This is a genomic window from Streptococcus zalophi (genome assembly GCF_016481285.1).
GTDB classification, from domain to species: domain Bacteria; phylum Bacillota; class Bacilli; order Lactobacillales; family Streptococcaceae; genus Streptococcus; species Streptococcus zalophi.
Window position 1 is genome coordinate 47,731 of the sequence record NZ_JAENBP010000009.1, and the last position, 13,568, is coordinate 61,298.

9 protein-coding genes are annotated in these 13,568 nt (G+C 35.3%); 4 read left to right on the top strand and 5 right to left on the bottom strand.

What is annotated here, in order from left to right; translation table 11 throughout:
* The first annotated feature begins 36 nt into the window (after positions 1 to 36).
* Together JHK64_RS06705 and JHK64_RS06710 are read left to right on the top strand one after the other, a co-directional pair.
* A complete protein-coding gene (locus tag JHK64_RS06705; RefSeq protein WP_199568223.1) occupies positions 37 to 501 on the top strand; it encodes a CtsR family transcriptional regulator in 465 nt (154 codons plus the stop codon).
* Positions 498 to 2,948: an ATP-dependent Clp protease ATP-binding subunit gene (locus JHK64_RS06710; protein ID WP_199568224.1), complete on the top strand. Its 2,451-nt coding sequence runs from the start codon at positions 498 to 500 to the stop codon at positions 2,946 to 2,948. The genes JHK64_RS06705 and JHK64_RS06710 overlap by 4 nt, the downstream gene beginning before the upstream one ends.
* Positions 2,949 to 2,987: 39 nt before the next feature.
* On the opposite strand, the gene JHK64_RS06715 is transcribed toward JHK64_RS06710, so the two are convergent.
* From JHK64_RS06715 to JHK64_RS06735, 5 genes are all read right to left on the bottom strand, one after another.
* Positions 2,988 to 3,632, bottom strand: a complete 645-nt coding sequence (locus JHK64_RS06715) for a deoxynucleoside kinase (protein WP_199568225.1) — start codon at positions 3,630 to 3,632, stop codon at positions 2,988 to 2,990.
* Between the two features lie 73 nt (positions 3,633 to 3,705).
* Complete coding sequence (dusB, locus tag JHK64_RS06720) at positions 3,706 to 4,692, bottom strand: tRNA dihydrouridine synthase DusB (RefSeq protein WP_199568226.1); 987 nt, start codon at positions 4,690 to 4,692, stop codon at positions 3,706 to 3,708.
* Positions 4,679 to 5,551 carry an Hsp33 family molecular chaperone HslO gene (gene hslO, locus JHK64_RS06725; protein ID WP_199568227.1) on the bottom strand — a complete coding sequence of 291 codons (873 nt, stop codon included), beginning with the start codon at positions 5,549 to 5,551 and terminating at the stop codon, positions 4,679 to 4,681. The genes dusB and hslO overlap by 14 nt, the downstream gene beginning before the upstream one ends.
* A gap of 122 nt (positions 5,552 to 5,673) precedes the next feature.
* Entirely contained in the window at positions 5,674 to 6,948 is a 1,275-nt protein-coding gene (locus tag JHK64_RS06730; RefSeq protein WP_199568228.1) for a toxic anion resistance protein, read from the bottom strand.
* Positions 6,949 to 6,959: 11 nt separating this feature from the next.
* Entirely contained in the window at positions 6,960 to 7,766 is an 807-nt protein-coding gene (locus JHK64_RS06735) for a hypothetical protein (protein ID WP_199568229.1), read from the bottom strand.
* Between the two features lie 261 nt (positions 7,767 to 8,027).
* On the opposite strand from JHK64_RS06735, the gene JHK64_RS06740 reads away from it, so the two are divergent.
* Together JHK64_RS06740 and JHK64_RS06745 are read left to right on the top strand one after the other, a co-directional pair.
* Complete coding sequence (locus tag JHK64_RS06740) at positions 8,028 to 9,320, top strand: adenylosuccinate synthase (RefSeq protein ID WP_199568230.1); 1,293 nt, start codon at positions 8,028 to 8,030, stop codon at positions 9,318 to 9,320.
* 386 nt (positions 9,321 to 9,706) lie between these two features.
* Positions 9,707 to 13,568, top strand: a 3,862-nt coding sequence (locus JHK64_RS06745; RefSeq protein WP_199568231.1) for a Cna B-type domain-containing protein, incomplete at its 3' end; no start/stop codon positions are given.

The window sequence follows — 13,568 nt, forward strand, 5'->3', positions numbered from 1 at the left end:
TCAGAGATAGTCAAAGATGATAGAGAGGAGTTTGAAATGAGTTCTAAAAATATATCTGATATTATAGAAGAGTATATTAAACAGATATTAGCACAATCTGGTATTGCTGAAATCAGACGTTCTAGCTTGGCTGATACCTTTCAAGTTGTTCCTAGTCAGATTAATTATGTGATTAAAACCCGTTTCCCTGAAAGTAAAGGTTATATTGTTGAAAGTAAACGTGGTGGAGGTGGTTATATCAGAATCGCCAAGGTTCGTTATTCTGATAATCATCAGATGCTAAGAGAGTTATCAGAAACAATTGGTGAGCGCATTAGTGAGCAAGTCTTCACAGATTTGATTCAAGTCTTATTTGATGAGGGCATTATTAGTGAGCGAGAAGGTAACCTGGTACTTGCCACTTCGATGGATGAGGTGCTGGGAAATTTTGCTCCTCAAATTCGTGCTCGTATGCTTCGAAAAATTTTACAACAATTAGATAGAAAAGGACCTCATTTATGATTCAATATTCTCCTAAAATGCATGATGTTTTTAAACATGCACAGTATCAAGCGGCTAGATACGATAGCCTTTATTTAGAAAGTTGGCATGTTTTACTAGCCATGGTTTATGTCCCTGATTCGATTGCTGGTCACGTTTTTTTAGAGTTTGATAATCTTGTTCCAGAAAGAGCCTTTGAAGAGGCTGCTAGATTAGCTGTTAATAAAACACCAAAAGAAAGAGTTAAAGGATTAACTTTTTTTGAACAATCAAAAGCTTTAGCCCACACACTAAGGTTTGCTGAGGCCATTAGTCAAGTGACGGGTGATGAAGAAGTTGGGACAGAACACGTCTTATTTGCTATGTTGTTACATCTTGATTTACTGTCAACTCGTATCTTAGAGTTGGCTGGTTTTAAGATGAAAGATAGTGATGCCAAATTACGTCTTATTGATCTTCGCAAATCACTTGAACGACATGCTGGTTTTTCAAAAGAAGATTTAAAAAATATTCAACAATTATTAAAACCACAAAAAAATAAAAATAGTCATTTCTCTGATTTAATGAAGCCGCCATCATCAGTTGGAGAATTATCTGAATTCACAAGAGACCTGACAGAAATGGCACGTTTAGGTGATCTTGATCCTGTGATTGGACGTGATAAAGAAATCACACGAATGATTCAAATTTTAAGTCGAAAAACCAAAAATAATCCTGTTTTGGTTGGTGATTCTGGTGTTGGTAAAACGGCTCTTGCTTATGGGCTTGCTCAGCGTATTGTAACAAGTGATGTACCGTATGAAATTGCTGATATGAGAGTGTTAGAGCTTGACATGATGAGTGTTGTAGCAGGAACCCGTTTTCGTGGTGATTTTGAAGAACGGATGAATCAAATTATTGAAGATATTGAAGCTGATGGTCACATTATTCTCTTCATTGATGAACTTCACACCATTATGGGCTCAGGGAGTGGGATTGATAGCACACTTGATGCTGCCAATATTTTAAAACCGGCTCTTGCTCGTGGAACTCTGAGAGCAGTTGGTGCTACCACTCAAGAAGAATATCAAAAACATATTGAAAAAGATGCCGCTCTTTCACGTCGTTTTGCTAAAATTTTAATAGAAGAGCCAAGCGTTGAGGATGCTTATCAGATTTTGTTGGGTCTAAAGAAAAGTTATGAATTATATCATAACGTTACTATTAGTGATCTTGCTGTTAAAACAGCTGTTCAATTAGCTCATCGCTACCTCACTAATAAAAATTTACCTGATTCAGCTATTGATTTACTAGATGAAGCAAGTGCGACAGTCCAATCTTTAGTGAAAAAGACAGACCCAGAAGTCCTAACGAAAGCTGACAAGGCTTTAATGGCTGGGAAATTAAGTCAAGTTTCTAAATGGCTAGCTAAAGAAGAGGACGAAACAAATCTAGCTCCAGTTCCTGTTGATGAGGATCATATCAAGAAAACCCTCAGTCAGCTCTCAGGGATACCGGTCACAAAACTTACTCAGACAGATGCTCAGCGTTATCTCAACTTGGAAAAAGAACTCCATAAACGTGTCATCGGTCAAGATGCAGCGGTATCAAGCATTAGTCGTGCCATCAGACGTAATCAATCTGGTATTAGAACCGGCAAACGTCCGATTGGTTCTTTCATGTTTCTTGGGCCGACTGGAGTTGGTAAGACAGAATTGGCAAAAGCGCTTGCTGAAATTTTATTTGATGATGAATCAGCACTTATTCGTTTTGATATGAGTGAGTACATGGAGAAATTCTCAGCCAGTCGTTTAAATGGTGCGCCTCCAGGCTATGTTGGCTACGATGAGGGCGGAGAATTGACCGAGAAAGTTCGCAATAAACCCTATTCAGTTCTTCTTTTTGATGAGGTAGAAAAAGCGCATCCAGATATCTTTAATGTTTTACTACAAGTTCTTGATGATGGTGTATTAACTGATAGTAGGGGCCGAAAGGTTGACTTTTCAAACACCATTATCATTATGACAAGTAACCTGGGTGCTACAGCTCTTCGTGATGATAAGACAGTTGGATTTGGTGCGAAAGATTATTCTAATGATTACGAAGCTATGCAAAAACGTATCATGGAAGAATTAAAAAGAGCTTACCGACCAGAATTTATCAACCGTATTGATGAAAAGATTGTCTTCCATAGTTTAACACCAGATCACATGAGTGCTATTGTTAAGATTATGGTAGCCCCTCTCATTAAAACACTGGCAGAAAAAGATATCACTCTTAAATTCCAACCATCTGCTTTAGATTATTTAGCTAAAGAAGGTTATGATAGTGAAATGGGAGCAAGACCACTACGTCGAACTCTTCAAGAAAAAGTTGAAGACCATTTATCAGAATTAATTTTATCAGGAGAATTAGCTTCTCATGATACTCTGAAAATTGGAACAAGAAAAAAACAGTTGAACTTTACAATTGTTCATCCAGATAACTAAAAAAAGCTTGAGAGCATTAGGCTCTCAAGCTTTTTTAGTTTAGTCTAACAAATCAAGTTCTCTTAATTGGCTATCAACCATATCAAAAATAGTTTGTAAATCTTCAGGATTTTCAATGAAATCAAACTCATCCCCACTGATTTTAATTTTTGGTGAGGCATTATAATTTTCATACCATTCAGGGTATTCCCCGTGAACTTGTTTGTAATAATTGTATAATTCAGGATTATCTGCAATCTGTTCAAACTCACGACCACGTTTTTTAATACGTTCTAGCATTTTTTCAAATGAGACATCAATATAAATGAGTAAATCTGGTCTCTTTTTAGGCATGCCTTCTAATTCTTCTAGCATGTTTTCTAACAATTCTTTATAAATATTTAATTCAGTCTCTGTGACATTACCATTTTTATAATTAATCGTTAGAAACAACTCATCTTCAAAAATCGAACGATCCAAAATATTATTATCTTCCTTATAGGCTTCTTTGATGGATTTGAAACGTTTGTTTAAGAAAAAGATTTGTAATAAAAAGGCATATTTTTTTGGGTCTTTATAATAGAGATCTAAAACGGGATTATTATCAACGGCCTCATAAAAGACTTCTGTTCCCAAATGTTCACCAAGTGCTGCTGCGAGGGAGCTTTTCCCAGCTCCAATGGTTCCTGCTAATACAATCAACATACTTCTCCTAACTTTATATGACGTTCTTATTTTATAAAAAAATGCTTATTTTTTCAAGAGGGTAACGATTTTCCTATAAACTCATGCGAGCTTGAGCAAATAGGTTTTCAATTTCTTCAATGGTTTCTGCTCTTGAGACAGCCCCACGAATTTTAGCGGCACCAGCTGTTCCTCGTAAGTAGTGTGGAGCAAGTCCTCTAAATTCACGAACAGCGATATGCTCTCCTTTAAGAGAGGCAAGGCGTGTCAAATGATCAAAAGCAATGTCTAATTTTTTCTCAAATGGCAAATCAGGTAAAATGTCACCTGTTTCAAAGTAATGATTAATTTGAGTAAAGATATAAGGGTTGTTCATGGCTGCACGTCCAATCATAACAGCATCTGTTCCAATTTCATCAATCATATAAGCTGCATCTTCAACCGTTTTGATATCACCATTACCGATAAATGGGACTTTTGTGACAGCTTTTGCGACTCTTTTCAAGGTCTCATGGTCGCAATGACCAGTGTACATTTGTTCTCTGGTTCTACCATGCATGGCTAAGGCAGAAACACCGGCTGATTCAGCTGCTAAGGCATTTTCAACAGCTAGTGAGCTATCAGCCCAGCCCGTTCTCATCTTCACCGTTAAGGGAATATCAAGAACAGATTTAACGGTTTTGACCACTGAGTAAATTTTTTCAGGATCTTTTAACCACTTGGCACCAGCTTCATTTTTGACTACTTTATTAACCGGACAGCCCATGTTGATATCAACAAGGTCAGCTTTGGTATTTTCTTGAATAAATTCAGCAGCTCTTGCTAAACTATCACCATCACTACCAAATAACTGAATAGAAACAGGATGTTCTTCGCCATCAATATGAAGCATGTGTAGTGTTTTTTCATTGTTATATTGAATCCCTTTATCTGAGACCATCTCCATGACAACAAGTCCAGAACCAAATTCTTTAGCAATCGTTCTAAAAGCGGAGTTTGTCACCCCAGCCATTGGTGCTAAAACGGTTCTATGTGGGACGTGGATGTCTCCAATCATAAAAGGGCTATTAAGATTTGTCATTGATTATTGTCTCCAATTCTTCTTCATTAAAGGTATAGACAGTGCCACAAAATTGGCAGATAATTTCAGCACCATGGTCTTCGTCTTTCATTGCTTGCAACTCTTTTTTATCAAGTGTTGCTAGGGCATTTTGAAAACGTTCTTTCGAACAATCGCACTGAAAAGCTAAGGTGTCTTCTGAGAGTCTTTTAAATGCTTCCTCACCATAAATAGCTTCTAAAAGGGCTTCAATATGATTTTTTGACGCTAAGAGACTAGAGATGGCTGGCATTTCTTGAATGCGTTTTTCATAGCGCGCAATCGCTTCTTCTGGAGCTCCAGGTAAGACTTGTAGCATGAAACCACCGGCTACTTTTACCTGATCATTCTCATCAAGTAGAACATTTAAGCCGACAGCAGATGGTGTCTGTTCACTCTCTGTGAGATAGTAAGCAAAATCTTCACCGATTTCTCCAGTGATAAGAGGCGTTGTTGACGTATAAGGTTTACCAATGCCATAATCTGTAATAACGACAAAGTGTCCATTTCCCATGAGTGGGCCAACAATGACTTCACCAGTTGCGGTTTTTTTGATGTCAATCCCTTTGTTTTGGATGTAGCCTTTGACATGACCCTTAGTATCAGCAACAGAAATGACATGGCCAAAAGAACTATCACCAATCACTTTAACAGTAATTTTACTGTCTCCTTTTTGATTAGCAGCCAATATTTGAGTGGCAATTAAAGTTCGCCCTAAAGCTACTGTAGAACTTGCTAGCGTTTGATGCTTTTCTTGAGCTTCTTTAACGGTTTGGGTACTATCTAGTACATAGGCACGAAAATAACCAGAAGCTGAAATTGTCTTAATTAATTTATCCATAACCTATATTATAACATAATATTTCTTGATTTAGCAGGTTATGATTCTTGAAAAAGTAGAAGTGACGTTGACTAGCTCAAGTGACAAAAAACAAGCCACTATTGTGACTTGTTTTTTAATAGTTATTGGTTTTCTTCGTTTTTAGGATGATTGTCAACTTGTTCTTGCGTTTCTTTTCCTTCATTTAAAAGGGCTTGAACAATTTTTTCATCACGTAGTTTTGATGTGTCATTAATGGTTTCAGCTGATTTGATGATAGCTGTTTCAAGTTGTGCACGTTGTTTTCTACCATTGTCAATAGCAGCTATAATCCCATTGTTTTGAGCCACCAAACTTTCTGCCAAACTGGTCACAGAAGTGATAGAAAGTGTTGGACTTTGAGCTGTTCGCTCAAGTGCTGGAATGGCTTCTTTACTAGTTTCAGCAAGCATTTGAAGAGCAGCATTATTAGCATTGATGATCGCATCGGCCGTTGCTCCTGATTTAACAGATTGTTGTAAGACACCTAACTGAGCGATGGATAATTTCATGGTTGGGATGGTATTGCGACGAAGCATGCCCAGTTTTTGGCGCATATCAGAAGAGACTTTAACAAGATTTCTCATTTGAGGTGTTGTCGCCCATGCCACATAGAGACGACTCATGTATTCGGTGTGTTGTTGTTCCAAGGTGTTAATAACCTCGGTCATTCTTGCCAACTCTTCAGATTTAAGATGATATTCTGGTGTTGCACTATCTAGTTTAGCAAGAGCCTCTTGGAGTGTTTTAGCACGATTGGCACTTTCTTGTTGACTAGACTCGATAAAAGCAATCACACCAACAAGGTTTTCAATGGATTTGGTGTTGTCTTCAATGAGCATCTCTGCAGAAACAATATTTCTTGCTAGCACCTCTTCTTGTTTAACAATGGTTGCGGCCATGCTGTTCATTTTTTGTTCAACATTTTGAGCATCAAAGTAAAATTCTTGGAGGGTATTTCGGCTTTGTTTGAAGAGTTTTTGAATAAAGTTTGGTTTTTTCTCTAACTCTGCAGGTGTCACATCCTTATATTTAACAATAAAGCCATTGAGTTCACGGTTGGTATTTTGTAAAAGTTCATCAACCTGAGGAATTTCCAATTTCTTCTGTTCAGATAAAATATGATTAACAGTAGCATTAACCTCTTCAACAGCTGATTGACCAAAGTCTAATAGAGCGTTTTGATCAGAGATAAAACCATCAACCAATTGAGGTGTTCTTTCTTTGATCGCTTCTTGTTGTTTGGTGCTTAATTTTTCTAAAAATGATATTTGCCCTGTTTTTTCTTTTTCATCAAGAATAATATCAGTTGTTTTGTCTGTTTTTACCAATTGATTATTTGCAATTTTATCAATATCAAAATTAAATGTATCTGACATTACTGTCTCCTTTAGTTTGTTTTGTTATGTTGCATCATTCGTAAACTAATCTCAAAATCTTTTAGTTCACTTTCATTGAGTTTACGAAGAGTTTCGTCTAAATCTAAATCAAATTTTTCAATGGCTTCTTTAGCCTGTGCTAAACGATCCTCTGCATTGTAATAATCTTTGGGATTTGCCTTGATTTTGAGGTAGCCAGATAAAATATCTTCAAAGCGTTTCATATTGCTTTGGTGGATGGCGATTAATTCCTCCTCATTATCTGCTTGTTTAATCTTCTCCAAGATAGATAAGTTATCTTTTTGAATATTGTGATAGGCCTCACTTAGTTCAGGCGCAAGCTTGAGGATGTGTCTACCATCATTTGATGTCGGCATATCAGGTGATAGCCCAAGTTTTTCTATTTGTTCTTGAATGTCTAGTCTAGTGGTATGCACTTTTTTAATGATTCTTTTATGAACGAGTGGCTCAATTTCTTTTTTTAATCGTTCTGCTTCATCATTGATGTGGGTTAACTGTGGCATGATTTGTCTAACCAAATCAATATAGTCATCCCATTTTTCTTTTTCGCGATAGCTTTCTAGTTTTTTAAGTTTCTTATCAGTTAACTTGATATAAGCCTTTAATTCTTGAATGTCAATACTATCACTAATTTGTTCTACTTTTTTATGCTGGATAGGTGTTTTTTGACTTTTCTTCCACCATTGAAAAAGACCAAAACCTATGGCTCCAGCGATAACAAAAGGTATGGCTATTTGTATAAAATAAACCAATATAATCAGAAAAATAATTTTTCCAAATAAACTTGACTGTCTCATTATTTATCCTTTACTAACGTTTAATAGTTGCTATTATTGTAACGCAATCTTACCGTTATGACAATGAAAAGCATGAAAAATACTTATGTTTTTTATTAGAAAATAAAAGATTATGAAAAAAGAAGATTCTTTTATTGTTTGTTGAAAAATAAATCATAATTTCATATAATAGGTAAGGTGATACGCTTGTAGGTGAAACTCCTACCATGATTATCAAGAAAGGATTTAGCACACGAGTATTTCGTGCTAGGATTCATTATTATGACATCAGTAGTAGTAGTAGGTACCCAGTGGGGAGATGAAGGAAAGGGCAAAATTACAGATTTCCTATCATCAGATGCAGAAGTTATTGCGCGTTATCAAGGTGGTGATAATGCTGGTCATACCATCGTTATTGATGGTAAGAAATTTAAACTCCATCTGATTCCATCAGGCATTTTTTTCCCTGAAAAAATTTCTGTGATTGGTAATGGCATGGTGGTCAATCCCAAATCATTGGTCAAAGAATTGAAATATCTTCACGAAGAAGGGGTGACAACAGATAATCTTCGGATTTCAGACAGAGCACATGTGATTTTACCTTATCATATCAAGTTGGACCAACTACAAGAAACGTCTAAAGGTGCTAATAAGATTGGGACAACCAATAAAGGAATTGGCCCTGCTTATATGGATAAGGCCGCGCGCGTGGGTATTCGTATTGCTGACTTGCTTGATAAAGATATTTTTGCTGAGCGTCTTCGTGTTAATCTTGAAGAAAAAAATCGCCTCTTTGAAAAAATGTATGAGTGTGAGCTATCATCGTTTGATGACATTTTTGAAGAGTATTTTGCATATGGGCAACAAATTAAACAATATGTTACCGATACGTCTGTCATTTTAAATGATGCCCTTGATAAAGGAAAACGTGTCTTATTTGAAGGGGCACAAGGTGTCATGCTTGATATTGACCAAGGAACTTATCCGTTTGTAACCTCTTCTAATCCAGTTGCAGGAGGTGTTACCATCGGTTCTGGTGTTGGTCCAAGTAAAATCAACAAGGTTGTAGGGGTTTGTAAGGCCTACACCAGCCGTGTTGGTGATGGACCGTTTCCAACAGAATTGTTTGATGCCACAGGAGATCGCATCCGCGAAATCGGTCATGAATATGGTACAACTACGGGTCGTCCGCGTCGTGTTGGTTGGTTCGACTCAGTGGTTATGAGACATAGTCGTCGTGTATCAGGGATTACCAATCTTTCATTAAATTCGATTGATGTCCTATCAGGCCTTGATACTGTTAAGATTTGTGTTGCTTATGACTTAGACGGAGAACGTATTGACTACTATCCAGCTAGTCTTGATAAGTTAAAACGTTGCCAACCGATTTATGAAGAGCTACCAGGTTGGTCAGAAGATATTACAGGTGTTAGACGTTTAGAGGATTTACCAGAAAATGCTAGAAACTATATCCGTCGCATTAGCGAGTTAGTAGGTGTTCGTATTTCTACCTTCTCTGTTGGCCCTGATCGTGACCAAACCAATATCCTTGAGAGTGTTTGGGGAAGTATTTAACGATTTTTTGTGGAATAAATGGTTTAATAGTGACATTTTTGAAAATTAATTATTAAAAAAACTACCAAAAATATTTTTGGTAGTTTTTTAGATAAAAGTAAATAAAATAGATTAAATAAATATTTAACAGAGTGAATAATTTTTCTAATTTGTCTCCATTAACCTGTTTAATAGATTAAAAATTTAAGTGAGTTAAAAAGATTACCAATCTCATCTTAAATTTTTAGTTCAGGTTACTTGTTAAATACTAATTATTAGTTTAGAGGTTTTATACAAGAACTGTTGCTAAACATTGGTATGTGTGATAAGATTGAGTTAGAAATTATGATTTAAGGAATTAAATATTAGTATTTCGAAATCGTTATAATTAAAGAGGAGGAAAAAAGATGCTTAAAGATGTAAAGAAGATACTCTCCTTACTGTTTTTATCGTTAGTAACTGTAATAGGACTTAGTCTACCAGGTCAAACGGTATATACTGATGGAGTGGGAGCTTCTACTACTAATCTTAATGAATTATTAACTAATGTTGATATAGATGCAGAAGTAGATGCTGATGGCAATTACATTGTATATCCAGATGGGGATTATGATGTTACATTTCGTTTTGCTGAAAACCAGACAAAACAATTTAGTGATGAAGAAGAAATGATATATACATTGCCAGCAGGATTAACAGTAGGTCCCGTTGGTGAAACGACATTTTCAATACATATTATTGATAGTGAAGGTGAAGTAGATGTCAATAATAATACATATAGAGTTGAAGGAAATCAATTAAAAGTAAAATTCAACAAAAATGACCCCAATTTTACAAGATTGACCAAAGTGGCAAATATTGAATTTGCGATTGAAATTAAAGGGAAAATTGCTGAAAATATTACTGAAATTCAATTTAATGAAAATATTATCAAGAAATTTGTTGTCAATATAGATTCAGATATAACCATTGAAAAATCAGGAACCTATAACAAAGACACAGGAATGGTTGACTATCAATTAACCATCAAATCAAAAGGTATCAATAAAGATGTTGTTATCACTGATACTATCAGTGGGACAGCATTGACTTTTAATAATGATGTTGTTATTACTTCAAATAAAACTAATCCACTGCCACATCAAACAACACAAGTGGGAAATGGGTTTGAAACAAGAATCGAAAGACTTGGTCATGGAGAAGAAGTAGTAGTTAAATACAGTGCAACAGTGAATCACGATGCTATTGCCGAAAAAGGGACGGTAGAAGAGACAAAAAATACTGCTACTGTGAAAAGTGACAAAGTTCCAGATCCTAAAAGTATTGAATTTAACTTGGAAAATAAGATTGATTTTTCCATGCTAGCAAAAAGAGTTTTAAAACAAGAAGATAAGGGTAATAACATCCATGAGATTACTTGGAAACTTGAAATAAATAAATACATGCGTAAAACCATGGGTGGAGAAGTCATCTTTGACAAAATCACTGATGTTTCTAGTAAGAGAATGGGTTATTCAGGACAAGGAATTAAGATTACTGTTACAAAACCGGATGGTTCTACAGAAGTAAGAAACATTCCTTGGTCACAACTAGACACCACCACTGCTAATGGGAAGATGAATTCTTGGAAGCATATCATTCCAAATAGTGATGGCAAATTCAAATATGAAATTGAGTACACAACGGAAATTGATATGACTGGTGCTCCAGGAACGCTCAATTTTAAAAACAATGTTACTGTAGGTAATTACAATACTACAGGTTCTATTAATATTGAAAATGGACAAATTGCCACAACGCTAGCTAAAAAAGCAATTGAAGTATCATCTAAAAAAATTAAGTGGCAAATTACCATTAAAGATTTTCCAAGTCAAGGACATGATGGTCAAGCCTTTATAGTAGATGATTTACCAAAACTTGAACACAATGGGAAATGGTTAAGAGATATTTTTGATGAGACAGACCCATCTAAGATAAAAGTCACTGGTTTACAAGATCAGGAAAAATATGAAATTATTCGTTCAAGTAATGCCCCAGATAAAAACACCATATCAATACATTTTTATAAAGACGAAGCTAAACATCCAGGATTAAATCCGACACCAGATGGTCAGCCTAGAGATATTGTTATAACTTTAGAAACAGATGTTGATCAAGAGTGGTTAGAATATGCTGCATCAGTTGGTTATAAAACTGGAGAAATTCACACAAATAACACAACTTTCAGAATGAATACTACTCAAGGGGAACAAGTCATTTTAGGTGCATATGCAAGAGCAGTTCCTAAAAAACAAAGCCTTGAAAAAAAATATCTTGAAAAATCAGAAGTTGAAATCAATGGTGTCACTTATCCTATCTATAAATATCAATTAACGATAGAAGGATTGTCTGAAGAAACACCAACTATTGTAGATAAATTTGAAACATCATATCTAAAATATTATCCAGATAATGGTATTCAAATCAGAGGTGTGGATGTAGATGATAATACTTTTGATGGAGGAGAAGCTGATATTTCTTCAACCAATGAAGGAATTGAGATGACCCTCAAGAATTTACCCAAAGATGGCAGTCATTTGTATCCAAAATATGAAGTATTTTACTACCTAATACCAAAAGATAAAGCAGCACTTGATCAATTAAACGATAAAGCATTGACATTGGAGGAAGGCTATCCTCTTAAAAATGTTGCTTCATGGGGAGAATTCACTTCCGATACTGTTGTTGCTAATCATACTTACTCACCATTTGTTGACAAGAGTTTATTAACTGAACCAACAATAGATAATGGTTATGTTGCTACTTTTAGCATTGAAGTCAACAAAGAAGGAAGAGACTTACTTACTAATTCAGATAAACTCACTTTAACAGATAAACTATCTGATAACTTAAGAATTAAGTTAGACACAGTAAAAATTACCCCTGATGCACCAGATGCTAATATAGGCTATGATAAAGAAACTAATACTTTGACAATTAATAATCTTCCTGATAGCCAAAAATTGACAATAACTTATGATGCTAGAGTGTTAGGTAAAGGAGATGCTACTTTTTCAAATGCTGCTACTTTGGAAGGTAAATCTAGTAAAATTACAAAAACAATAAACATTGAAACTACAGGTGGTGGAACAGGTAGCAATCCAAGCGTTACAATTGTTAAAAGTGATAAAGATGATTACTCTAAAAAATTAGAGGGTGTAGAATTCCAACTATTTGAGATTGTTAATGGTCAAGAACAAGCCATTAAAGATAAAAATGGTAATGATGTTAAATTTGTGACAAATGAGAATGGTAAAGTCCTTATTCAAGGGGATCAACAAAATTTAGGTTGGGTTCTTTGGGCAGATAAAGAATATCTCCTTAGAGAAACTAAAACCATTCAAGGCTACGATATCACTAAAACTGATGATGTTAAATTCACACTTAAAAAACAGGTTGAGAATAACACACAATACTCAATCGTTGGTGATGAAATTAATGTTACAAATGAAAGACCAAAGACAGAAGTATCTGTTCAGAAAAAATGGATAACATCTTCTACAAATCACCCTGATATCTATTTGAAATTATATCGTCAAATAGAAGGTGGTCAACTTGAAGAAGTTCCTGAAGCTAATGTTAAAAAATTAGAAAGTGGAACTACTAAAGTAACTTGGACCAACCTATATAAAAATGACCTACAAGATCATAAATACATCTATAGCGTTAAAGAAATCGATGAAAATAATGGCAGTATCCAATTAGATGGTGATAATTACCTTGTAACTTATGGTGGCACATCAGATAAAGGACTCACGGTAACTAACAAAAAACTAATCACCATTGCTGGAACTAAAACGTGGGATGATGCTGATAATCAAGACGGTAAACGTCCGAATAAAGTTACCATTATCCTTTTAGCAGATGGCAAACAAATAGATACTCAAGAAATTTCAGAAGCAACTGGTTGGAAATATCAATTTGATAATCTTCCAGAGGCTAAAGGTGACAAAAAAATTCAGTATACAGTTAAAGAAGAAACTGTACCAGAATATAATGCTGTGGTTACTGGTTATGATATTACCAATACCCACACACCAAGCACTGTAAATATCTCAGGTAAAAAAATCTGGGATGATGCTAATAACCAAGATGGGAAACGACCAACAGAAGTCATTGTTAACCTCTTGGCAGATGGTCAGCCAACTGGACAAAAAGCGACAGTAACAGAAGCAACTAACTGGGCATATGAATTTACAGATCTTCCAGAATTTAAAGCTGGTCAAAAAA